This window comes from Hymenobacter crusticola, assembly GCF_002154225.1.
Lineage (GTDB): Bacteria > Bacteroidota > Bacteroidia > Cytophagales > Hymenobacteraceae > Hymenobacter > Hymenobacter crusticola.
The window spans coordinates 719,358-743,881 of sequence record NZ_MTSE01000001.1; the positions used below are offsets into that span (position 1 = coordinate 719,358).

At 55.2% G+C, this 24,524-nt stretch carries 15 protein-coding genes; 12 read left to right on the top strand and 3 right to left on the bottom strand.

What is annotated here, in order from left to right; genetic code table 11:
- Positions 1-20: 20 nt before the first annotated feature.
- Positions 21-506 carry a hypothetical protein gene (locus tag BXP70_RS02960; protein WP_086592498.1) on the top strand — a complete coding sequence of 162 codons (486 nt, stop codon included), beginning with the start codon at positions 21-23 and terminating at the stop codon, positions 504-506.
- Between the two features lie 202 nt (positions 507-708).
- On the opposite strand, the gene BXP70_RS02965 is transcribed toward BXP70_RS02960, so the two are convergent.
- Positions 709-2,109, bottom strand: coding sequence for an inorganic phosphate transporter (locus BXP70_RS02965; protein WP_086592499.1), 1,401 nt, complete (start codon positions 2,107-2,109; stop codon positions 709-711).
- A 226-nt stretch (positions 2,110-2,335) separates the two neighbouring features.
- Between BXP70_RS02965 and BXP70_RS02970 the strand changes: the two genes are divergently transcribed.
- From BXP70_RS02970 to BXP70_RS02980, 3 genes are all read left to right on the top strand, one after another.
- Entirely contained in the window at positions 2,336-3,853 is a 1,518-nt protein-coding gene (locus BXP70_RS02970; protein ID WP_086592500.1) for a glycine--tRNA ligase, read from the top strand.
- 360 nt (positions 3,854-4,213) lie between these two features.
- Entirely contained in the window at positions 4,214-4,723 is a 510-nt protein-coding gene (locus BXP70_RS02975) for a YdeI/OmpD-associated family protein (protein WP_245849465.1), read from the top strand.
- 234 nt (positions 4,724-4,957) lie between these two features.
- A complete protein-coding gene (locus BXP70_RS02980) occupies positions 4,958-8,425 on the top strand; it encodes a DUF7948 domain-containing protein (protein WP_086592502.1) in 3,468 nt (1,155 codons plus the stop codon).
- A 101-nt stretch (positions 8,426-8,526) separates the two neighbouring features.
- Here BXP70_RS02980 and BXP70_RS02985 read toward each other — a convergent pair whose 3' ends face one another.
- Positions 8,527-8,928 (bottom strand): hypothetical protein, encoded by a 402-nt coding sequence (locus tag BXP70_RS02985; protein ID WP_086592503.1) that lies wholly within the window; start codon positions 8,926-8,928, stop codon positions 8,527-8,529.
- 231 nt (positions 8,929-9,159) lie between these two features.
- Between BXP70_RS02985 and BXP70_RS02990 the strand changes: the two genes are divergently transcribed.
- The 8 genes from BXP70_RS02990 (at position 9,160) to BXP70_RS03025 (ending at position 23,585) form a co-directional block, all read left to right on the top strand.
- Positions 9,160-11,592 carry an efflux RND transporter permease subunit gene (locus BXP70_RS02990; protein WP_086592504.1) on the top strand — a complete coding sequence of 811 codons (2,433 nt, stop codon included), beginning with the start codon at positions 9,160-9,162 and terminating at the stop codon, positions 11,590-11,592.
- 67 nt (positions 11,593-11,659) lie between these two features.
- Positions 11,660-15,046, top strand: a complete 3,387-nt coding sequence (gene ileS, locus BXP70_RS02995) for an isoleucine--tRNA ligase (protein WP_086592505.1) — start codon at positions 11,660-11,662, stop codon at positions 15,044-15,046.
- Positions 15,047-15,310: 264 nt separating this feature from the next.
- Positions 15,311-15,964 (top strand): lipoprotein signal peptidase, encoded by a 654-nt coding sequence (locus tag BXP70_RS03000; RefSeq protein WP_086592506.1) that lies wholly within the window; start codon positions 15,311-15,313, stop codon positions 15,962-15,964.
- Positions 15,965-16,187: 223 nt separating this feature from the next.
- Positions 16,188-18,206 (top strand): ABC transporter ATP-binding protein, encoded by a 2,019-nt coding sequence (locus tag BXP70_RS03005; RefSeq protein ID WP_394334972.1) that lies wholly within the window; start codon positions 16,188-16,190, stop codon positions 18,204-18,206.
- A gap of 523 nt (positions 18,207-18,729) precedes the next feature.
- On the top strand, positions 18,730-21,231 hold the full coding sequence (rnr, locus tag BXP70_RS03010; RefSeq protein WP_086592507.1) for a ribonuclease R: 2,502 nt from the start codon (positions 18,730-18,732) through the stop codon (positions 21,229-21,231).
- 236 nt (positions 21,232-21,467) lie between these two features.
- The gene (locus BXP70_RS03015) at positions 21,468-22,439 is read left to right on the top strand and encodes a polyprenyl synthetase family protein (RefSeq protein WP_086592508.1); all 972 of its coding nucleotides are present in this window, start codon (positions 21,468-21,470) and stop codon (positions 22,437-22,439) included.
- A gap of 116 nt (positions 22,440-22,555) precedes the next feature.
- Complete coding sequence (locus tag BXP70_RS03020) at positions 22,556-23,200, top strand: rhomboid family intramembrane serine protease (RefSeq protein WP_086592509.1); 645 nt, start codon at positions 22,556-22,558, stop codon at positions 23,198-23,200.
- A 106-nt stretch (positions 23,201-23,306) separates the two neighbouring features.
- On the top strand, positions 23,307-23,585 hold the full coding sequence (locus tag BXP70_RS03025) for a PLD nuclease N-terminal domain-containing protein (protein WP_179197561.1): 279 nt from the start codon (positions 23,307-23,309) through the stop codon (positions 23,583-23,585).
- Between the two features lie 83 nt (positions 23,586-23,668).
- Here BXP70_RS03025 and BXP70_RS03030 read toward each other — a convergent pair whose 3' ends face one another.
- The gene (locus BXP70_RS03030; protein WP_179197562.1) at positions 23,669-24,280 is read right to left on the bottom strand and encodes a DUF2939 domain-containing protein; all 612 of its coding nucleotides are present in this window, start codon (positions 24,278-24,280) and stop codon (positions 23,669-23,671) included.
- Positions 24,281-24,524 lie beyond the last annotated feature (244 nt).

Sequence of the window (24,524 nt, forward strand, 5' to 3'; positions counted from 1 at the left end):
TTCACTAGTTGCTTACCACTATGCAAACGCCCCAACCCCAATCATCCGGTACTACCGATGCCGACATCGTGCTGGGCACCGGCATGGGTCCGCTCCGCTTCGGTGCTTCCATGGACGACGTACGTGCCCTGATGGGCGAGCCGGAAGAAATCGAAGAATCGGACGACGAAGACGAATTTGAACACCAAGCCTGGAACTACCTGGACGAAGGATACTCCCTGTACTTTGACCGCGAAGACGACTATCGCCTGAGCTGCATCGAGACCGACGACCCCGACATGCGCCTCTACGGAGAGCTGGTTCATGGCAAATCACAACAGGAAATTCAGGCCCTGATGCGCCGTCACGGCCACGAAACCAGTGAGATAGAGAAGATGGATACCGGCGAAGTGCGCCTCTCGTACGAAAAGGAAATGATTGACCTTTACTTTGATGAGGATGAGCTTCAGTTTGTCAACTTTGGTGTGTTCATCAACGATGACTTAGAAGTACAATGGCCTAGCTAACTGAGTAGTTATCCACAAAACAGCCCTTTTAGACTGTGGATAAGTGGATAACTCACTACCGGTGCTTGGTTTCTAAAAATGAATTCTTGAATTAATATAAATTCTTAATTCATCGATGCGTAACGATTTAGTAATCGGACAACAAAAAAGCCGCTCCAACTGGAGCGGCTTTTTTGTTGTTATTTCAAGGAACCTCAGCAGCTTACAGGATAGCGCGGAACAGCAGAAAGATGCCGCCTGCTAAGAACATTGTCACGGGGAGGGTGAGCACCCAGGCGAGGGCAATGTTGCGCACCATCTGTGGATTCAAGTTTTTAATGCCTCGGTTGGCGACCATGGAACCGGCAATGGCTGACGATAACACGTGGGTGGTACTGGTGGGCAATCCGAAGGCGGTGGTCACCCCGATCATGCTAGCAGCTACCAGTTCGGAAGAAGCACCTTGTGCGTAGGTGAGGTGCTCTTTACCGATCCGCTCACCGATGGTTTTCACGATACGCTGCCAGCCAATCATGGTACCTAGGCCCAGCGACACCGACACAATAATCAGCACCCACTTGGGCGCGTAATCGGTGAAGGTGCGCATGTTTTTGATGGCGGCGTCGTACTGCTCCCGGTCGGCAGTGCTGATGGGCAGCTGCTTGCTCGCTACCAGTTTGGACGCACGGTTATTAAGCAGTAGAATGTCGCGGCGGATTTCAAAGCGAGCCTTCTGGGGTAGGTCTTCCACGCTGGTTTTGCCGGCGAAGATGCGGTCGAGGTCGGCGGTCTGGGCGCGCGATTCGGCCAGTAGTTTCTGGTCGGCTTCGCTCAAGCTGGCGGCGTTTACTTTCCCCAGTACCTGCTCCACTTTGGTTAGCGACTCGCGCATGTCCAAGGGGTTGAGATCCTTATTAAGAGCATAGAAGGTAGGCACGATACCAATCAGAATCAGCATGACCAAGCCGACGCCTTTCTGCCCATCGTTGGAGCCGTGGAAGAAGCTTACCAGTGTACAAGTCACAATCAGGATGAGGCGGATCCAGAGGGGTGGTGGCTTGCGCTTGTGGGGCTCTTTAAAGATGGCTTTGCTGCGCACGAAGCGTTTGAGCAAAAACATCATGACAATGGTGAGCGAAAAACCGAAGATGGGGCTAATCAGCAGTGCTAGGCCCGTTTCGCCAGCTTTGCCCCAGTTGACGGCCGCCCCGCGCGAGTCGGGCAGAAAGGAGAAGGCAATACCTACCCCTAGGATCGACCCGATCAGGGCGTGGGAGCTAGACGAGGGCAAACCGTAGTACCAGGTGCCCACGTTCCAGATAATGGCCGCCACAATGAGCGCGCCCACCATGGCTATGCCGTGGTACACGTTCTGGTCAACGAGGCTTTCGACGGGCAATAGGTACACGATGCCCATCGCAACCCCGATACCACCGGCAAACACGCCGATAAAATTCCAGAAAGCCGACCAGATAACGGCTACCCACGGCCGGAGGGTATTGGTGTAAATGACCGTCGCTACGGCGTTGGCCGTGTCGTGGAAGCCGTTGACAAATTCGAAGGCGCAGGCTGCCAGCAAACAGGCTAGCAGCAACAGCAGCACATGAGGCTCTAAGCCAAGCATAAGGGGTGCGTTAAAGTAAAATCAAATGTTGGGCAGTCAAAGGTAGGCTGACCGGCAAAGGCGGCAAGATTATGAAATTGTTAAGGCATGCAAGCTGCTGACCGAAAAGTTGCACTCTTGAATTCGGGGAAAGACCCTTAAGCGGCGGGCACAGGCAAGTCAACAAACAAAGCTTGTTAATGACGGAAAATCTTTTCCATTTGCGCTTCAGACTATCTTTGTCCCCATGAGCAATCCGACGCAAAAACCTTCTCTCGAAAATACCCAACTCAAGGACATCGTGGCGCACGCCAAGGAATACGGCTTCGTGTTCCCGTCGTCCGAAATTTACGATGGCCTAGCTGCCGTGTACGACTACGGCCCCAACGGCGTGGAGTTGAAAAACAACCTGAAGCAACTGTGGTGGCGGGCCATGACGCAGCTGAACGCCAACGTAGTAGGCATTGACGCCGCCATCTTCATGCATCCACTTACGTGGAAAGCAAGTGGCCACGTCGATGGCTTCAACGACCCGCTGATCGACAACCTCGACTCGAAGAAGCGCTACCGCGCCGACGTACTTATCGAAGACAAAGCCGCCGAGCTAGCTAAGCAAGGCGACCAGGCCGGCGCCGACATCCTGCTAGCCGACATGGGCCGCTTGCTCACCGCCGAAGACCTAGCTGGTGTACGTCAGCTGATTATCGACTACAAAATCATGTGTCCCGTATCGGGCACTTGCAACTGGACCGATGTACGGCAGTTCAACCTGATGTATTCGACGCAGGGCAGCGCCGTAGAAGGCGATGCTGCGCAAATCTATCTGCGTCCGGAAACGGCGCAGGGCATTTTCGTGAACTTCTTGAACGTGCAGAAGTCGGCTCGGATGAAGGTGCCGTTTGGTATTGCCCAGATCGGTAAAGCCTTCCGCAACGAGATTGTGGCGCGGCAGTTCATCTTCCGGATGCGCGAGTTCGAGCAGATGGAAATGCAGTTTTTCATCCGGCCTGGGACGGAAATGGAGTGGTACAACAAGTGGAAGGAAACGCGGCACCGTTGGCACCAAGCCGTGGGCTTGCCTACCGATAAGCTCCGGTTCCATGACCACGACAAGCTAGCTCACTACGCCAACGCGGCCGTCGATATTGAGTACGAATTCCCGTTTGGTTTCAAAGAAATTGAAGGCATTCACTCCCGCACCGATTTCGACCTGACCCAGCACCAAGCCCTGTCGCGGAAAAAGCAGCAGTACTTCGACAACGACCTAGACCCCGAAACGGGCAAGCCCTACGGCAACTACGTGCCCTACGTGGTGGAAACGTCGGTGGGGGCCGACCGCTTATTCTTGGCTACGCTGTGCCAGGCCTACACCGAAGAAACGATTACGGAAGGCGAGGGCGAGAAAGAGCAAACCAAAACGCGCACTTTCCTGAAGCTGCACCCAGCCCTGGCGCCGGTGAAGGCTGCCATCTTCCCGCTCGTAAAGAAAGACGGCATGCCCGAAAAGGCGCAGGCCATCTTCGAAGAGCTACGCCACGACTTCCGGTTGCTGATTGAAGATAAAGACGCCATCGGCAAACGCTACACCCGGCAGGACCTCATTGGCACGCCGTTCTGCATCGTGGTCGATGGGCAAACCATGGAAGACGATACCGTGACGGTACGTCACCGCGACTCGCGTGAGCAAACACGCATGCCAATTGCGGAACTGCGCAACTACATCGGCGAGGCCGTGAGCTTCCGCCGTATTTTCGAGCACCTATAACCTAGGTCTCAAACCAAATAAGCCCCGCGTTCTACTGCGTAGAGCGCGGGGCTTTTGTTATGGGGCGCTAGTGCCTAGGCAAGATCAGCTAAACCTAGGTTCTGGTGCAAGCTGACGCAACGAGTTCCTGTCTTTTCTACGCTTCCGATCCGGCTACTGACAAAGGGTTGTCAGTGGCGGCCCCGACCTTTGTCAGTAGCAAGGTAGCTACTACGTAAGCTTCTTGTAAGGCATTGTCAGCTAGAAAACTACACGATCATGGTCGCAGAGAAAGAGCCAGAAATGATTTGTCCTGCCAGCCGCCAAGAGTGGCGCACGTGGCTGCAAGCGCACCATGACACCAAACAATCCGTGTGGCTGGTGTACTACAAAAAGAAAGCGGCTACTCCTTCTCTTACTTGGAGCGAAGCAGTAGATGAGGCCTTGTGCTTTGGCTGGATCGATAGTCAGGCCAAGCCCATGGACGAAGAAAAATACCGGCAGTTTTTCAGCCGAAGAAAACCGAAAAGCGGTTGGTCTAAGGTCAACAAGGAAAAAATACAGCGGCTGCTTGCCGAAGGCCAGATGACCCAAGCCGGCCTTGCTTGCATTGAGCTGGCCAAACAGAACGGCTCGTGGACACTGCTAGACGAGGTAGAAGCGCTAACGCTACCGGCAGATTTGGAACAGGCGCTTCAACAAAGACCAAACGCCAACCGCTATTTTGAAAAGTTAAGCAGAACCGACAAGCGAAATCTGCTGCAATGGCTCGTCTTGGCCAAATGGCCAACAACCCGCCAAAATCGAATTACCGAAATCGTAGAGCTAGCCGATCAACAGCTGAAGCCAAAACAGTTTCGTGGACCGAAAGCGGCGTCAAGCGAAGGCTAGCTATTCCGTTAGCAGTCACCTCCAACCGCCTAGCTACGCGGATGCGCAGGGTCTAGGCCACTGGAATATTGATCAGCCTGCGCTGCTTTTATACGCTCTATCGTTTGTCTCTCTTTTTCATCAAGGATAATATTACTATCGAATCTGATTATAGGATAAGTCAGACGCCTAGGAATTGCTAGCTTTACTCAGCGGCTACTTGCCCTGACTTTCCACTCTGTATTATTGCTTTTTATGCGCATTTCTACACTTGTTGGCCGCGCCGGCTGGCTAGTTGGGTTATTACTTGCAAGTTTATTTCAAGAAGTACCTGCCGTAGCGCAAACTGCTGCCAAAGTAGTTGGCCCACCCCCGAGTCGGCCGTTCCAGTTTGTGGCCAATCGAAATCAGTGGGACAAGCCGGTGCTATTTGCCGCCGATGTACCGGGTGGCCGCTTATTCATGGAGCAAGGGCGTCTTACTCAGGTGCTCTACGATGTTAAAGCTGTGGCCGCGCACCACGAAAGCGCCGCTGCGCACGCAGAGCAGCGGATCAAGGCCCATGCCTACTCCGTCACGTTTGAAGGCGCTAACCAGGCGGCTTTGGTGCAAGGAGAGGCGGCAACCGGCGACGTCACGAATTACTTCATCGGCAACGACCCGCAGCACTGGGCTAGCCAAGTGCCTTCCTACGGCGAAGTACGCTACCAGGAACTATACAAAGGCACCAACCTGCGTTTCTATACCCACAAAAATACGCTGGAGTACGACTTTGAGCTAGCTCCCGCCGCCGACCCGCGCCTGATCCGGTTGCGCTACGATGGGCAGCAGCAAGTGCGCGTCGTGGATGGGGCGTTGCACATCATCACCTCAGTAGGGGAAGTACTAGAGCAGCGGCCCTATGCGTACCAGAAAATAGGCGACCGATCAGTACCCGTGGCGTGCGAATACGCGCTGGACCCCAACGGCAGCACCGTTTCGTTCCGCTTGCCCAAGGGCTATAATTCGGCTTTGCCTCTCGTTATCGACCCAGTGCTGGTGTACTCGACCTACTCTGGTTCAGTCGCGACCAACTGGGGATATTCGGCCACCTACGACGACCAGGGCAACCTTTACTGCGGCAGCGTGGCTTTCAGCATTGGCTACCCAACGAGCGTGGGTGCTTACAGCGTCATGTTTAGCGGCTTGCGCGACATCACCATCACGAAGTTTGACCCAAAGGCCTCAGGTGCGGCGAGTCGTGTGTACTCCACCTACCTAGGGGGCAGCGGCGAAGAACATCCGCACAGCTTGCTAGTCGACCACGCGGGCAACCTGCTTATCTACGGTTCTACCTCCTCCAACAACTTTCCGACCACCGCCGGGGCTTATAGTCGTGTGCTCAAAGGCGACGCCGATATCATCGTTACGAAGTTGAACCCGACGGGGACAGCGCTGGTAGCTTCCACTTACCTAGGTGGCAGCTCCACCGATGGGCAACTGCCAGATTACTCCTTCGGCAACGTATTGTCGCGCAACTTCGGGGACTCGTTCCGCGGCGACATCACGACCGACAGCCAGGACAATGTATACGTAGCTTCCTCTACCATCTCTGCTGATTTTCCGGTAGTTGGCGGTTTTCAAACCACCTTGCAAGGTCCGCGCGACGCCGTTGTACTAAAGCTAGCTAGTAGCCTTGGCGCTATCGAGTGGAGCACGTTTCTGGGTGGCACGAGCCAAGACGCTGCGTACTCCATTCAGCTGGATGGCAACAACAACGTATTTGTGAGCGGCGGCACAACGAGCACAAACTTTCCGGGCGTAACGAACGGGTACAAAGCCGTTTACCAGGGCGGAAGTACCGACGGCTTTGTGGCGCGCATCACGGCTAACGGCCGGACGCTAACGCAGGCTACCTACCTAGGTACCAATGACTACGATCAGGCGTACTTTGTGCAGCTCGACCGGCAGGGGGAGGTGTACGTGTATGGGCAGACCAGCGGCGCTTACCCCGTCACGCCGGGCCTGTACGTTAACCCAAACAGCCGGCAGTTTATTCATAAGCTTAGCCCGGAGCTCACCGCGTCGCGCTTTTCCACAGTTATTGGCAACGGAAACGCGTCGGGCTCGCTCACCAACATTTCGCCCACGGCGTTTTTGGTGAATGACTGCGGGCAAATTCTGCTCTCGGGTTACGGCGCCTACATTTCCGACATGCCCACCACACCCGATGCTATTCAGCTCAAACCCACAAACCCGTCGGGTAGCTCCAGCGTCAACGGCGACTTTTACCTCATGCAGCTGTCGGCCGACGTAAAGCAGCTACTCTACGGAACGTACTTCGGCAACGGCACGCTCCACGTCGATGGAGGCGCTTCCCGCTTTGATAAGCGCGGAGTCATTTATCAAACGGTTTGTTCCGGTACGGGGTCATTCTATCCGCTGGTGCCCGTCACACCCAACGCCTGGGCCACTACCTATGGCAATACGGCCGGTCGGAATGCTGTAGCGTTCAAGCTGGATGTATTGCAGCTGAGCGCCGATTTCGTTTCCTCTACTACCCCCGCGGGCCCGCGCGTGACGAGCGGCTGCGCGCCGCTGCGTATGTACTTCCGGCCTACTACTGCTTCTGGCGGTGTAAGCTGGGATTTTGGTAACGGGCAGACATCAACGGCCACTGGTACGGTATCGACCTTGTACACAACGCCGGGTAGCTACCCCGTGCGCCTCACCGTCACGGATCCGAATGGGTGCTTACAAAGTGCCACCATCGTCGATACGATCAAAGTGTATGGCTTGCCGCGTTCCGCCGCCGGCGCAGATCAGCTGATCTGCGCCGGTAGCACTACTACGCTTACTGTTGCCGATGCTGGGCCAGGCGTGACCTACTCGTGGGCACCCGCTACTGGGCTCAATACCACCACGGGGCGCACTGTAATAGCCTCTCCTAGTGCTACTACAACGTATATCGTAACGGCAACGGTGCCTAATGGTTGTATAAACAAAGACACCGTAGTGGTAAGACTAGACCCTACTGCACAAATCTCTCTTGGTCCTACTCGCACCATTTGTCCTGATGCCTCCGTTACACTTTCGGTGTCGCCAACTATTGCCGGCACGTTCACTTGGTCGCCAGCTACAGGTCTAAATACCACGTCGGGGCCAAGTGTCATTGCTTCGCCCAAAGTGCCAACGCAATACACGGTGCGGGCCAACGCCACCAATGGTTGCACGAACGAAGCCCGGGTGCAGGTTCTGATTTACGCCCAGCCCAACCTAGCTTTCTCCAACCTGCCCCTAGAGTACGTGAACCGGGACGTACGCTTTCTGAATACGTCGCAGGGCGCAACTAGCTACCTCTGGGACTTCGGCGACGGTCAAAACAGCTCCGATGCATCGCCGACGCACCGCTACGCTAACCCCGGCACGTACGCCATCAAAATGACCGCCTTTTACGGAAACGGCTGCCAGAAAGAAATCGCACAGTCGATTACCATCCGCGACGTCTTTGTCCCGAACATCATCACGCCCAATGATGACGGGCTAAACGACCATTTCGTACCGCAGGTAAGTACCCAGCCTGTGCTGCTGAAGATGTATAATCGGTGGGGAAAACAGGTGTTTGAAAACGCGAACTACACCGGCGGCTGGGGCGATTCGACAACTCCAGTAGGCACATACTACTACCAGATCCTAACCAAAACGGGCGAGTCGTGGAAAGGCTGGCTGCAAGTGAACCGCTAGCCTAGGCTCCGCGTTGGCAAATCAGAAATAAACCTAGCACAAAAAAAGCCCCGGCAAATGCCGGGGCTTTTCGCTGGGTGGGCGACGTGGGAATTTTTAGGTTAGTTGGTGCTGAGCCAAGCAGTAGCTTCGCGCCGGCACGTAAAGTAGTTGAACTCTATTTGCTTAGGTGGTAACGCTCTTACTGCGAGTAGATTACCAACCTGGTACTGGTATTGACCTTCCGAAACAACCGCCGCGATGAAAATGGGATAGCGCAGCGAAGTACTCAGCTGTTGCACCAGAGGACCTAGCAGCCACTGTTCGGCGTCGTCGGTGGGAGGGGCGTTGCGCTTCAGATCGAGCAGAAGCTTCGCGACTTGCTCTTGCTGCATGGTTTGCAGTGCCTGTTGATATGCTTGCTCAAAGCCCGCTTCTAGGCTCAGCGCGTTGTAGCGCAGGCGTAGCGTGGCCGTATCCGAATGATAGATGAGCGAGGCATTCGGCGTTTGGTACAAAGTCATTTGCAGGGAGAAGCAAAGCCAGCAAGCCGGCGCAACGGTGTGTGAAGAGCTAGGTGGGAGCGGTAGAATGACAGAACAAGGGCATTGTACGCAAATCTTCGCCTAATAGGTTGCGCTTAACCGCATAAAAAAGTTCTATTTTCTTTAAAAAGTCATAGCATCAGGCGGTTGAAGAATTGAGCATCAGCTAGCTGCCTAGGTTTGCGTACCTTTGCTCCATTTTAGCGGCCTATGTGGAGTAAACTTGCCTTATTCGTCATCAAGCAGCGGCGCTTCTTGCTGCTCCTGCTAGCGGTCATCACGGTGTTTATGGCCTGGAAAGCTAAGGACGTAGAAATGACCTACGACTTCGCCCAAGTGGTAAGTCCCGACGACCCGGAGATGGTCTACTTCCAGCGCTTTAAGAAAACATTTGGCGAAGACGGCAACGTGCTGGTGCTCGGCTTGCAAGACAGCAGCATCTACCGCCTTGGCAATTTTACCGAGCTGCGTGCCCTCACCGACACCCTGACGAAGGTAAAAGGTGTCAACGGCGTGCTCTCGGTCACTAGGCTTATTGCCTTGGGCAAAGACACGGCGAAGCAACAATTTGTAGCGCACCCCATTTTTCAAAAATTTCCCGAGACGCAGGGGCAGCTCGACAGCCTAATGCGGGTGGTAAATCGGCTGGAGTTTTACAAGGGCCAGCTCATTAGCTCCACCACCGGCGCTACGCTGCTCGCCCTCACCATGGACCCGGCCTACCTGAACTCGTCGCGGCGGCAAGCGGTGATGAACGAAATCCTAGGCCATGCCGAGCGTTTCACACAGAAAACTGGTATTCGGCTGCATTACGCGGGCTTGCCCTATGTGCGCTCTACCATGACCTCGAAGGTGGCGGGCGAAATGAAGTTCTTCGTGATGCTGACCATCCTGGTGATGGGCGTTACGCTCCTGACGTTTTTCCGCACGTGGTCGGCGGTGCTGTTTCCGCTGCTGGTAGTAGCCGTGGTGGTTATTTGGTGTGTGGGCTCGATGGTGCTGTTTGGTTTCAAAATCAACCTGCTTACGGGCCTGATACCTAGCATTCTGATTGTTATCAGCATCCCGAACTGCACGTACCTGCTCTCGCGCTACCACTACGACTTCCGCAAATCGGGCAACCAAGTGCTGGCCATGACGCGCGTTATCCGCAAAATTGGCCTCGTAACGCTGATGAACAACACCACGACGGCCATCGGCTTTTTCGTGTTTTGCTTCACCAACATTGCTATTCTTTACCAGTTCGGGCTAGTAGCTACAGTCAATATTTTCGCCGCCTTCATCATCTCGTTTATCATGATTCCGGCGGTGTTTACCTATCTGCCTCCGCCCACGCCCAAGCAGCTGGAGCACCTCGACGCCAAGCCGTTGACCAAGCTGCTGGAGTTCTTCGAGCACCTCGTACTCGATAAGCGCGCTACGGTGTACGTGGCTGCCGTCGTGATGGTGGGGCTGTCGCTGCTAGGTATTTCGAAGGTGAAATCGGTGGCGTACATGGTGGACGACCTGCCGAAAGACAGCTCTGTAAACAGCGACCTGAAGTTCTTCGAGCAGCATTTCAATGGCATCATGCCCCTAGAAATCGTGGTGGACACGGGCAAAAAGCGCGGCATTTTCAAGCTGAAGAACCTCGAAAAAATCGACCGGTTTGAGGCGTTCTTGCGCACCCAACCAGTACTCACCACGCCAGTCAGCATCGTCACGTTCCTGAAAGCGGCTACCCAAGCGTTCTACAACGACAACCCCGAGTACTACCGCCTGCCCGATAATTCGGAGAAAAACTTCGTGCTGAGCTACCTAGCTAAAGCGCAGGCTACTGGCGCCGGCAATGCCAAACTGCTCCGTTCTTTCGTAGATTCGACGGGACAGAAGGCGCGCATCTCGCTCAAAATCGCCGACATCGGCTCGCGCAACCTCGATACGCTGCTCACCCACCAGATTCAGCCCCAGATCAAGGAAATCTTCAACGGCACGGGCATGGATGTGAAGCTGACGGGTACCACCATCATCTTCACCAAAGGCAATGAGTTTCTGATTAACACCTTGAAAGAAAGCCTGTTTTGGGCCTTTGGTTTGGTGGGACTGGTGGTGTTGCTGCTGTTCCGCTCCATTCGGGCGGTGTTCTTCACGCTGCTGCCAAACCTTGTCACGCTCTTGCTCACGGGCGGGCTAATGGGTTTCTTCGGCATCCCGCTGAAGCCTAGCACGGCTCTCATTTTCAGCATTGCCCTCGGTATCGACGGCGACAACTCCATTCACTTGCTGGCTAAGTTTCGGCAGGAGCTAGCCGTGAACGGTCGGCGCGTGAAAGCCGCTATCCGCACTACGCTGAGCGAGGCGGGAACCAGTATGCTCTATACCAGCATTACGTTGTTCCTGGGGTTTGCGGTGTTTGCTTTCTCCGAGTTCGGCGGCACCAAGGCCCTAGGTCTACTGATGTCGGCTAGCTTGCTGATTACGAACTTCTCCAACCTGATTTTGTTGCCCTGCTTGCTCGTTACCTTCGAGCACGGCAAGGACGAGGAAATCGACAAATCTATGCTGCGCCACTACGACGACGATTACCACGAGGAAGACGACGACACTGAACTCAACCTCAACCGCATGACCGTGAAGCGGCTGGGTGACGCACCGAGTGCCTAAGTACCAACTCGTTGTGCTTCGACCAGCGCAGCCTGACGGGTTATAGTATAGCTTTTACTTTCCAACCATGAAATACCCCGAGTTTAAACAGCCGCTCAACTACGCGCAGGTTGGCACCGACATCCTGAAGTGGTGGCAAGAGAACGGCATCTTTGAGAAGAGCGTGAGCAGCCGCGAGGGGCAGCCTACGTTCGTGTTTTATGAAGGTCCGCCCTCGGCCAACGGCGCGCCCGGCATTCACCACGTGATGGCCCGGACGGTGAAGGACATCTTCTGCCGCTACCAGACACTGCTCGGCAAGCAAGTGCCCCGCAAAGGGGGCTGGGATACCCACGGCCTACCCATCGAGCTACAGGTGGAAAAGGAGCTAGGTATCACGAAGGAGGACATCGGGAAGAAAATCAGCATCGAGGACTACAACCAACGGTGCCGCGAAACCGTGATGCGCTTTAAGGCGCAGTGGGACGACCTGACTCAGAAAATGGGCTATTGGGTCGACCTCGATGACCCTTACATCACTTTCAAGCCAGAGTACATCGAGAGTTGCTGGGCGCTGCTGAAGAAGCTCTATGACAAAGGCTTGCTGTACAAGGGCTACACCATTCAGCCGTATTCGCCGGCGGCGGGCACCGGTTTGTCGTCGCACGAGCTGAACCAGCCCGGCACCTACCACGACGTGAAGGACACCACCATCGTGGCTCAGTTCAAGGTGACGCGTGAGGAGGCTTCGGAGAAGCTGTTTGCTGCCGCTACCGATGAGGCTCCGGTGTACATCATGGCCTGGACGACCACGCCGTGGACCCTAGCTGCCAACACCGGCCTAGCCGTGGGCAAGAACATCCGCTATGTACTGGTGCGCACCTTCAATCCGTACACGCACGCGCCCATCCACGTGGTGCTGGCGAAGGATTTGGTGAGCCGTTACTTCTCGGAGAAAGGCGCTACGACTTCGCTGGAAGAGTACCAAGCTGGCGACAAAGTACTGCCTTGGCGCTTAGAAGGCGAGTTCGTGGGCTCCGACCTAGTAGGCATCCACTACGAGCGTCTGTTTGGCCAAGATCAGGGTTTTCCGGCGTTTGAAGGCGAAGAGCGGGCGTTCCGGGTTATCGTAGGCGACTTCGTGACGACGGAAGACGGTACTGGTATCGTGCATATCTCGCCCACCTTCGGTGCCGATGACTTCCGGGCTGCCCAACTCGCAGATATCCCCGCACTGCTCGTGCCAGATGCCGATGGCAAGCTAGGTCCCATCGTAGACCGTACGGGCCGCTACGTGCCACAAATGGGCGAATTCGGTGGCCGTTGGGTGAAGAACTACGACGGCCACGACCAGTCTGGCGCCGACTATAAGACGCTGGATGAAAGCATCGCCATCAAGATGCGTAAGGCGGGCACGGCCTTCAAAACCGAGAAGTATGAGCACACCTACCCGCACTGCTGGCGGACCGATAAACCCGTGCTTTACTATCCGCTCGACTCGTGGTTTATCAAGACGACGGCGGTAAAGGACCGGCTCATCGAGCTAAACAAAACCATCAACTGGAAGCCTGAGAGCACCGGCACCGGGCGCTTCGGCAACTGGCTGGAGAACTTGGTTGACTGGAACCTGAGCCGCTCGCGCTACTGGGGTACACCGTTGCCCATCTGGCGCACGCAAGATGGTACGGAGGAAATCTGCATCGGCTCTATCGCAGAGTTGAAGGTGGAGATTGAGAAGGCCATAGCGGCCGAAATCATGACGCACAGTCCGCTTGGAGAAGGGGACAAGCTCGACCTGCACCGGCCCTACGTCGACGACATCTTCCTGGTGTCGCCGAGCGGGCAGCCCATGTACCGCGAAACTGACCTCATCGACGTGTGGTTCGATAGCGGTGCCATGCCCTATGCGCAGTGGCATTACCCGATCGAAAACGCCGAGAAATTCCAGAAGAACTTCCCTGCCGATTACATCGCTGAAGGCGTCGACCAAACGCGTGGCTGGTTCTTTACCTTGCACGCGCTGGCCGTCATGCTGGAAGATTCGGTGGCGTACAAGAACGTGATTGCCAACGGCCTCGTGCTCGACAAGAACGGCGAGAAAATGAGCAAAAGTAAGGGCAACGCCGTGGATCCGTTTGCGACCCTAGCCCAGTTTGGCCCCGACGCGACGCGCTGGTACATGATTGTGAACGCGCCACCGTGGGATAACCTTAAGTTTGATCCAACTGGTGTGACGGAAGTGCAGCGCCGCTTCTTCGGCACGTTGTTCAACACGTACTCGTTCTACGCGCTCTATGCCAACCTCGACGAGTATAGCTACGATGCTGCTTCGGCCGTACCGGCTGCTGAGCGCTCTGAGCTAGACCGGTGGGTATTGAGCAAGCTGCAGTCGCTCCTGCTGGAAGTACGCGGCCACTACGACAGCTACGACCCCACGAAAGCGGCCCGTGCCATTCAAGATTTCGTAACCGATCAGCTCTCTAACTGGTACGTGCGACTCTCTCGTCGCCGCTTCTGGAAAGGCGAACTGACGGCTGATAAGCGCGCTGCTTTCGATACGCTCTACGAATGCCTCTACGCCGTTGGGCAACTGATGGCGCCTATCGCGCCGTTCTTCGCTGAGTGGCTCTATCAGAACTTGATGGAGGCACAGACGACAGGCGAGAAGGTGGAATCGGTGCACTTGACGTTGCTGCAAGAAGCGCGCACGGAGCTAATTGACGCGGCGCTAGAAGAGCGTATGGAGCTAGCCCAGCGCATCTCTTCGCTCACCCACTCACTGCGGAAGAAGTCGGTGCTGAAGGTGCGCCAGCCGTTACAGCGCATCTTGGTGCCCGTGCTGAACGAGTCGACGCGCGAGCAAGTAGGAAAGGTGGAAGACTTGATCTGCGCCGAGGTGAACGTGAAGCACGTGGAGTTCCTCGACGATACCAGCGGTGTACTAGTGAAGTCGGTGAAGCCCAACTTCAAGCGCCTAGGCCAGCAGTACGGTCCGAAGCTGAAGGTAGTGGGTGCCCGCATCCAGCAGATGACGCCAGAGGAAATCACGCAGCTGGAAAAGCTAGGGTCTCTCTCCGTTGAAGCAGAAGGCGAAGCATACACGCTCACCACCGACGACGTAGAAATCCGCACCCAGGACTTGCCCGGCTGGCTCGTAGCCACCGACGGTCCGCTCACGGTAGCGCTCGACGTGACCCTGACCGAGGAACTGCGCCAGGAAGGCGTAGCCCGTGAGTTGGTGAACCGCTTGCAGAACCTGCGCAAAGACAGCGGCTTGGAGGTGCAGGATAAGATCCGGGTGACCCTAGGCAACCAGCAGCCCGAGCTAACCGCCGCCGTGCAGTCGTTCGGCGACTACATTCGCACCGAAACGCAGGCTCTAGCTCTGGATTTCGCGGCTGATGTGAACGGCGGTGCTGTGCTGGAGTTTGATGATTATAATGTGCCCGTGCGGCTAGAAGTCGCAACGAGCTGAGGCTGAACGACTCACCTGCCCCTCGAAAAGGCGGGTGAGTACACCGCCGCACAAAGCGTTTTGTCGCCCTGCTTATTCGGTTAAAAAGGGCATAAAACACCCTCCGAACCATATACTATCCACGTAGAGGCCACGCTGCACGACCATGCCGCAAAGTCCAAAAATCTTCGTCACTTTGTACCCTAGGAGAGAAGAGGTTCTAAGTCTGACAGCGTGTCAGAGGCGAAGTCTCACTTCTCACTTCTAATCTCTCACTTCTCAAGAATGAAGTACTGGAAATATTACTTGGTGGCATTGTTGGTCATCGCTATTGATCAACTCTCGAAGTGGGCCGTGCACACTTACATGCAGCCTGGTATGCCCGGCGAAGTTCCAGTGTTTGGCGACTGGTTTAAGCTGCACTACACGCTCAATCCAGGCATGGCTTTCGGTGTGGAACTGCCGCCGCCCTACGGTAAGATTCTGCTCACAAGCTTCCGCCTAATAGCCGTAGTAGGCATCATGTACCTGATCCGCTACTATTGGAAGCGGCACGCAGCTGCCGGCTTCTTAGTATGCGTTGGGCTGATCTTAGGGGGCGCTATCGGCAACCTCATCGACTCTATCTTCTACGGTATCATTTACAATAACGCGCCCTTCGGAGCCCCTACGCCGTGGTTTCACGGACAGGTAATTGATATGCTTTTCTTCGATTCGCCCGATGGCTTCTTTCCGGCGGCGTGGCCACTCATCGGCGGAAAGATGATTCCGGATTACCCGATCTTCAACATCGCCGACTCAGCCATCTTCATCGGCGTTGTACTCATTCTCTTTAATCAGAAGCGTTTCTTCGAGCACGAAGAGTCTGCCCCGACGGTGGAAGCACCACGCCACAGTACTGAAGCGCCTTCCACGTCGGAGCCCGTGCAGCCGGTTTGATGTTTCTGTAGAACCTAGGTGTCAGCCTGACGAAGCAAGGACCTTACCTCGTACTAGTAGCAAGAAGTTGCTCGCGAGGTAAGGTCCTTGCTTCGTTAGGCTGACACGCGTTTTGCTCGTAGTTCTCTCGCCCTTGAGTTGCCAATAAGGTCCTTCTTGCATCAGCAGGACCGCCGTTTTTTAAGTAGCTTTGGTAACAACCACTGCTTTCCCCTAGCTTCTTTTGTTCGTGCAGCAGCCTCTTCTTTCCGTCTCCAACCTTACCATTGATTTCAACTCGCACCGGGGTGCCACGCGGGCAGTGAACAATATTTCCTTTGAGCTACACAGAGGAGAGACCCTAGCTATTGTGGGTGAGTCGGGTTCGGGAAAGTCGGTGACGTCGCTGGCTTTGATGGGGCTGATTCCGATGCCGCCCGGTCGCATCGTGTCGGGGGAGACGCGGTTTCAGTCGGCGCAACTCGGGGAAATTGATTTGCTAAAGCTCTCGGATCAGCAGCTGCAACAGGTGCGCGGCAACGACATCAGCATGATCTTTCAGGAGCCAATGACCTCGCTGAACCCGGTGTACACCTGCGGCAGTCAGGTGGTGGAAGCACTACGCCTACACACGAAGCTGAACGAAAAGGAAGCCGCTGCCCGCACCGTGGAGCTATTCACGATGGCACAGCTGCCGCGCCCCGAGAAAATCTTCACGTCGTACCCGCACGAAATCAGCGGCGGCCAGAAGCAGCGTGTGATGATTGCCATGGCCATGGCTTGTAACCCCGCCATCCTCATCGCCGACGAGCCTACCACTGCCCTCGATGTGACGGTGCAGGCGCGCATGCTCCAACTCATTGACGACCTGCGCCGGGAGCATAACACCGCCGTGCTGTTCATTACCCACGACCTAGGAGTAGTAGCTGAAATTGCCGACCGCATCCTCGTGATGTATCGCGGGCGAGTAGTGGAGCAGGGCCGCGTCCTCGACATTTTCACCAATCCGCAACATCCCTATACCAAAGGGCTACTGGCTTGCCGACCAAAATTATCAATAGGCAAAAAAAGATTGCCCGTAGTGGCTGATTTCATGCGGGAAGCACCCGATGGGAGCTTTATTACTACTGAAACTGCCTTTGCGCAACCCGCTGATGGCGAAGGCGCTGTCCTGTCGATAAGCAACCCTCAGAATAGCAATGAGACTACCAAAACGTTCCCCGTGGAACATCGCGTTTCACAGCTGGCCGAACCGCTTGTCGGCTTCAATACGGCTCCTGCTACAGAGTCAGGCCAGCCTTTGCCTAGTACTGCTGCTGTACCCTCGCTTGTTGGCGTAATAGAAGATCTTACCGCTGGAAAGCAAGGAGGTAGGGTTGCTGCAAATGGTCCCCATCAGGAGAATGGCGTAGTAGCTGCAACGCTTGCTAGTGCTTCAACGCCACTCTTACAGGTCGAGAACCTACAGGTGTACTTCCCGATTCGTAAAGGCTTCTTCAACCGCAAGCCAGAGTTTGTGAAGGCCGTCGACGGCGTGAGCTTCGATATTTACCGCGGCGAAACCGTTGGTTTGGTAGGGGAGTCCGGTTGCGGCAAGACGACCCTAGGCCGGGCGCTGCTACGGCTCGTGGAACCCACGGCTGGCCGGATCTTATTTGAAGGCACCGACCTAGCTGCCTTGCCAACGGGCGAACTACGCCGGCGGCGTCGCGAATTTCAGATGGTGTTCCAAGACCCATACGCGGCGTTGAACCCGATGATGACAGTAGGTGAGGCCATCTTAGAACCCATGCGTGTACACGGCGTAGGCGGCACCAAAGCACAGCAAAAGGCGCGGGTACAAGAGCTACTGCTTACCGTGGGCTTGCGCGATGATCATTACCTGCGCTACCCGCACGAGTTCTCCGGGGGCCAACGCCAGCGCATCTGCATTGCCCGTGCCTTAGCCTTGCAACCCAAGTGCATTGTGTGCGACGAATCCGTTTCGGCCCTTGACGTCTCGGTGCAGGCGCAGGTGCTGAATCTGCTCAATGATCTGAAGCGCGACTTCGGCATCACTTACCTATTCATTACCCACGACCTGTCGGTAGCTAGGTTTATGTCGGACCGCTTGCTGGTAATGAGCAAAGGGCAGATCGTGGAGAGTGGCCCCGCCGCGCAAGTGTACGCGCACCCACAACACGAATACACCCGCACGCTGCTCGGCGCCATCCCGAAGGATGAGCCGGCTGACATTCGCGCAGCCGTAGCCCGGCGCCTATAGCGCCAAGACTCAGTTTCGCGCACCGTTACAACTGCACATTCACTGGCCAGGTACCTAGGTGCCTGGCCAGTGAATGTGCAGTTGTATGGACAAGCTAGGCGCATAACCTTGGGTCAGAAAACCCCCAACAATACCGGTCGGACACTTACAGCGCCGGACCAGCAGCAGGCAGTCAAACGGAGGATGGGAGTGGCTGCTAGCACTGTCGTAGGACGATGCGCAATGACTAGGCGTTATGCCACAAACGCGTGCCTATTTTGAATGAATTCTACGCCGTTATCGTTGAATCAGGTAGCTATGGTAAGTCTCGCATGACCCGGCATTTTGCGCTGCCAATAGTTATTCTCAGATATATTCCGTAGTATCTGATCGAACACGGCAGCTAGCCGTTGTTCTGTGATGTGCTGGCTAGTGCCGCACTTAGTTATTCTTAATCCTGGAGCGATGCATCTACGTAAGCTCCAATCTACATTTTCTGGCCGCCTGAGAAACCGACAACAAACCGGCGGCGCCCATTTTCTACATGAAAAGAAAAGATGAATCATCGGCTCCCCGCGCCGCCGCGAAAGCCACCCGTGCGCCGAAAGGCGAACGTACTCCGGTAACCAAAACACAGGTCTTCCGGATTTTTGCCGACAACCCTGGCAAAGTATTGTCCTACCGTCAGCTTTCGCGTCGCCTAGGTGTGACGACGAAGGAACAGCGCGAAGACGTGTTTGCTCATCTGAAAGCCTTGCGTAATAGCAACCAGCTTACGCACCTTCAGAACGACGATTACCGCCTAACTGATGGCGCAACCTTTCTGAACGCTACTGAGCCCGCCAGCAGCCGCAAAACGCGCAAAAACGAAACGCCGCTCGTAAGCCGTGGTGGCGCTCGGCCCATAGAAACAGAATTCGGTCAAGGCCCCGTGGTGCATCGCCGGCGGGAAGCCGGATTCGACTTTCCCGATGCCGATCAGCCCGAGGTAAGACATCGGCGTGATACTGGTGGCGACACCATTATTGGCGTTGTGTCTTTGGCTACCGATAAGTATGCCTTTGTGGTAAGTGAAGAGAATGAAACCGACGTGCGCATCTTCACCGACCGTCTGAAGTTTGCCATGCAGGGCGACACCGTGCGGGTGCGTCTGCGCGGCTCCCGTGACGGCCGCCCCGTGGGCGACGTAGTAGAAGTGCTCAAGCGCCAGCGTACCGAAGTTGTGGGACGACTGTACGTGCAAGGCGGCATTGGTTTCGTGAAGCCAGACAACCGCAAGTTGTACTTCGATGTGTTTGTGCCGGAAGCCGAACTGCACGATGCCAAGCACGGCGAAAAGGTGCTGGTGCGCATCACGGAGTTTCCCAACGACTACGCTCGTTCGCCGGTAGGTGAGGTGGTGCGCAGCTTCGGACCCGCCGGAGAGAACGAGGCCGAAATCAACGCCATCATGGCGGAATTTGGCTTGCCCTTCGAGTTCCCCGCAGCTGTGGAAGAAGAGTCGCAAGGTATTCCGGATGTAATTGATGCCGCCGAAATTTCTCGCCGCCGTGACTTCCGTTCGGTAACTACTTTCACCATCGACCCCGCCGACGCCAAAGACTTCGATGATGCCTTGTCGATTCAGCAGCTCGAAAATGGACACTGGGAAATCGGCGTGCACATTGCCGATGTAACCCACTACGTGCGCCCTGGTACCGAGCTAGAGCGTGAGGCTAAGTACCGCGCTACCTCGGTGTACTTGGTCGACCGTGTGATTCCGATGCTACCCGAGCGCCTCTCCAACGGGCTTTGCTCGCTGCGCCCAAACGAGGATAAGCTGACCTTCTCGGCCGTGTTTGAACTCGACGAAAAGGGCAAGCTGTACGACTCGTGGTTTGGCAAAACCATTATCCATTCCGACCGTCGCTTCTCTTACGAGGAGGCACAGGAACGTATCGAAACCAAGGAAGGCGACTACGCTGCGGAAGTCAATCTGCTCAACGACATTGCCAAAAAGCTCTGCGCAGCCCGCTTCAAGAAGGGCGCCATCAGCTTCGAAACGCAAGAGGTGAAGTTCCGTCTCGATGCCGAGGGCAAGCCCCTAGGTGTGTACGTGAAGGAGCGCAAGGATGCGCACAAGATGATTGAAGAGTTCATGCTGCTCGCCAACCGTAAGGTGGCTGAGTTCGTGTTCAAACTCAAGTCTCGCAAGCCGCGCTTCACGATGGTGTACCGTACCCACGATGCGCCTGACCCAGACCGCCTAGAGAACTTCGCGCTCTTCGCAAAGAAGTTCGGCCACACCCTCGATTTGAGCAACCCCAAGAAGCTCAGCAATGAGCTCAACGACCTCTCGGAGGAAGTGATGGGCCGCCCGGAGCAAAACGTCATCCAGACGCTAGCAGTACGGACGATGTCGAAAGCCAAATACACCACTGAACCCCTAGGTCATTTCGGCCTAGCGTTCGACCACTATTCGCACTTCACCTCGCCCATTCGTCGCTACCCCGATATGATGGCGCACCGTCTGCTGGAGCATTATCTGGAAGGTGGCAAGAACGTGGAAGTCGAGCCGATTGAGGAAGACTGCAAACACTCCTCGGAACGCGAGAAAGTAGCGGCCAACGCTGAGCGGGCCAGTATCAAATACAAGCAGGTCGAGTTCATGTCGAACGTGATTGGCGAGACCTTCAAGGGCGTGGTATCAGGCCTAACGGAGTGGGGCATGTTCGTGGAAATCGAGGAGAACAAGTGCGAAGGCATGGTGCGCTTGAGCGAGATTCCCGGCGACTTCTACGAGCTCGACAAGGACAACTACCGCATCGTAGGGCAGCGCACTAAGCGCATCATTCAGTTCGGCGATGAGATGCAGATCATCGTGAAAGCCGCCAACCTGCTCGACCGCACCATCGACTTCGAATTGGTGGATAACCGCCCCGATTCTGTGAAGCGCCGGGAGCAGGAAGAGCGTGAAAGCCGCGGTGGTCGTGGTGGCCGAAGCGGCGGCAAAGGCAGCCGACCAGAGCGCGAGTCGCGCGGTGGCAAAGGCAGCCGTCGGCGCTAAGGACTAAGCTAGGTGCTATTTGTAAGGAGCCCCAATGTCTGTGGATGTTGGGGCTTTTTATGGCAAATGCTGCTCGTGCTCCCGTTTCCAGACAGCTTATTTGCTAGCCCAAGATTTACGCCCTAGGCTAGGTACCTGGAGGAGGGCAGAAGGGATAAATAGCGACCGTACTTTCCCGCGTCCAAACCACCAAGTGTTTCCTCCGTACCTTGTTCGCTCAACCCCTTCTTGCCCCTGTGGACCTCTCTTTCTTCACGCAAAAAATTGCTGCCGGCCTAGCTGAACTGCGCTACGGCGCCGCACCCGAAGCCCTGTATGAACCCATCCGCTACATCATGGCGCTGGGTGGTAAGCGCATTCGCCCCTTGCTCACCTTGCTTGGGGCGCACTTGTTCACCGACGACCTAGGTCCGGTGGTGCGCCCTGCCTTAGCTACTGAAGTCTTCCATAACTTCACCCTGCTCCACGACGACCTCATGGACCAAGCGCCCCTGCGGCGCGGCCAGCAGACAGTACACGAAAAGTGGAATCCCAACGTGGCTATTCTGAGCGGCGACGTAATGCTGGTGCGGGCCTATGAACTCTTCTTTGATGTGTCACCTACGTTGCTACCCACTGTGCTGCGCAAGTTCAGTCAGACGGCCGCTGAGGTATGCGAGGGTCAGCAGTGGGACATGAACTTCGAGACGGAAACCCAGGTCAGCATCCCGCAATACCTCGACATGATTCGGCTGAAAACGGCCGTGCTGCTTGGCTTCTGCCTAGAGCTAGGCGCCCTGCTCGGGGGTGCATCGGCCGCTGATGCAGACCGCTTGCGGCAGTTCGGTACAGACATCGGCTTAGCTTTCCAGTTGCGCGACGATTTGCTCGACGTATACGGCGATGCTGCCACCTTTGGCAAGCGGGTCGGCGGTGATATTGTATCGGACAAGAAGACCTTCTTGCTGCTCACCGCCCAGGCCCAAGCAGCTGCCGAGCAGCAGGCAACCCTCGCCCAATACATCGGCCAACCTGTGCAAGATGCGGAGGCCAAAGTGCGGGACGTCACGGCCGTGTACGACACCCTCGGGATACGGCCGCAGACGGAAGAAATCATCAACGAATACTTCGTCCAAGCACTGCGCCACCTCGACCAAGTAGCTGTTCCCGCCGACCGTAAAGAGCCGCTACGCCGCTTAGCCCTTCAACTCATGGAGCGCGAAAGCTAGGCTAGATGCAGGCCGGCAAGTGGAAGCAGTGTGCCCGAATAGCTTTCGGCTAGTCTTTCACGCCCCGGTTAGCGCATCAAGTAATTAATCCCATCATACAACGTCTTTTCAACTCCATGTTCGCAGTCGATGCCACCCTCGTTCTGATTCTGCTGACGGCAGCTATTTCCATCTATGCTTGGTCGAACCCTGAGTTTCAGGATAGCTGGATCCTAAACCCCTTTGTGATGCGCAAGCGCAACGAGTGGTACCGCTTCCTGACCGCCGGTTTCCTGCACGCCGACCTGATGCACCTGATCTTTAACATGTTTGCCTTCTACTCATTTGGCGTTATCATTCAGGCGGTTTTCGAACGGTTTTTTGGCCCCCAAGATGGCCTCTTGTGCTACCTAGTGCTCTACTTAGGAGGTATCATTGTGTCTGATATTCCGTCTTACATCCGCCACCGCAAAGATGTTGACTACCGGAGCCTAGGTGCTTCTGGGGGCGTAGCTGCTGTTATTTTCGCGAGTATCCTATTCAATCCAGTAGCGCCCAAGGGAAGTGGTATTTACGTCTTTCCCATTCCATTTCCCATTCAGCCTTTCCTGTTCGGGTTGCTGTACCTAGGCTACTCGTACTACCAAGGGCGCCGACAAGGAGGCAACATTAACCACGATGCTCACTTCTACGGTGCACTCTACGGCATGCTAGTCACGCTGATAATGTTTCCGGAAGCTGGGTCTATTTTTCTAAGCCAAGTCAAACAATATTTGTTTTAATTAATTGATTATCATTGATTTACAATATAAAATTGTTCAATTTTATATCTATTCGGAGAGGTGTGCGTAAAAACGCCAAACAATGTTCACTTTCTCTCTCCACACCATGAACAAACTCGCTTCTCTTTCGACACGCCTGTTTCTGTACGTGCCTATGTTGGCACTCCTGCTCATCACGTCCTCTTGTGCTCGCTTCAATGCGGATGGCAGCCTAGCTATCTGGGGCTATGTTTTGCTTGCCCTGGACGTATTGGCCTTGTTCGATGTTTTCCGTCAGCCTTGGTCGATTGGTAAGAAGCTTCTGTGGGCTGCCATTATTTTCGTCTTCCCCCTAGGTGGTTTGATCCTGTATTACTTGTTCGCCGGTCGTGGCAACGCAAGCTAAACGGCATCCATATTGACTAGAAAAGCCCCGTCGCAATTCTGCGGCGGGGCTTTTTTGTGCTCGGATTCTCAATGCTTCACGTCCTACTGCTTGCGCTTTTTTAATTGAGCTAAACGCTTTACCAATGCACGAGCATTCGCAATTTCTTTCACTTGCCAGTGGTCTCCTTCGCGGAGCATCTTCAACTCCACAACCACGGTAGTGTCGTAGGCAGGCTGATTTAGCTCGAGGCCTACCAGGGCCTGGTCGCCTTCTTGCCGCGTATAGGCAATGCCTTTGAATTGGCTGTTGGAACCTACCACGTTGCCTACTGCACCTAGCACCGAGATCTTGCCTAGCGGTGTCGGAGGTAGTTTGTCGGCGGTGGGTGCTGCACCTGATGCTACTAGCTGCTGCACTTCCTGCCTAGCTATTTCAGACAGTTGGGGCTTGAGTACTTGTAATGCGCCCTGTAGCAACAAGCTATTTGAGCTAGGTAATCCTAAGGCTGACCCTTGATCAGCCACTTGATTGATCAGGCTGGACGACACACTACGCACATCTACGTATTGCTCAAAAGCCGTCACGTCGTGCGATTTAAAAGCCCGTGCTGCTTGCATCAAAGCATAAGTAGGCCCCGAAGCCAGACTACGATAATAAAAATAGCCACCTGCTAGCAGGCCAAGTAGCACAAATAGAACGACAGTTTTCTTCATAAGAGACATTCAAATGGGGGCTCCTAGCTAACCGTGGCAGCGGAAAGATGGTTGCCAAGCTAGCCTATAGGCAGCCGTTTGGCAGCATAAAGTGGTGCTAAAGTGTGGCGGTTATTACCTAGCTTACTTCTGCTTAATGCAAGCTAAGCTGGTTAAATAAGTAGTTCTAATAGGTGCTAGTGGTCCTGCAAGATCACGAAAGCAGTTGCTTGCTGATAGCTACAACCATTCGCTTTACGTAGCT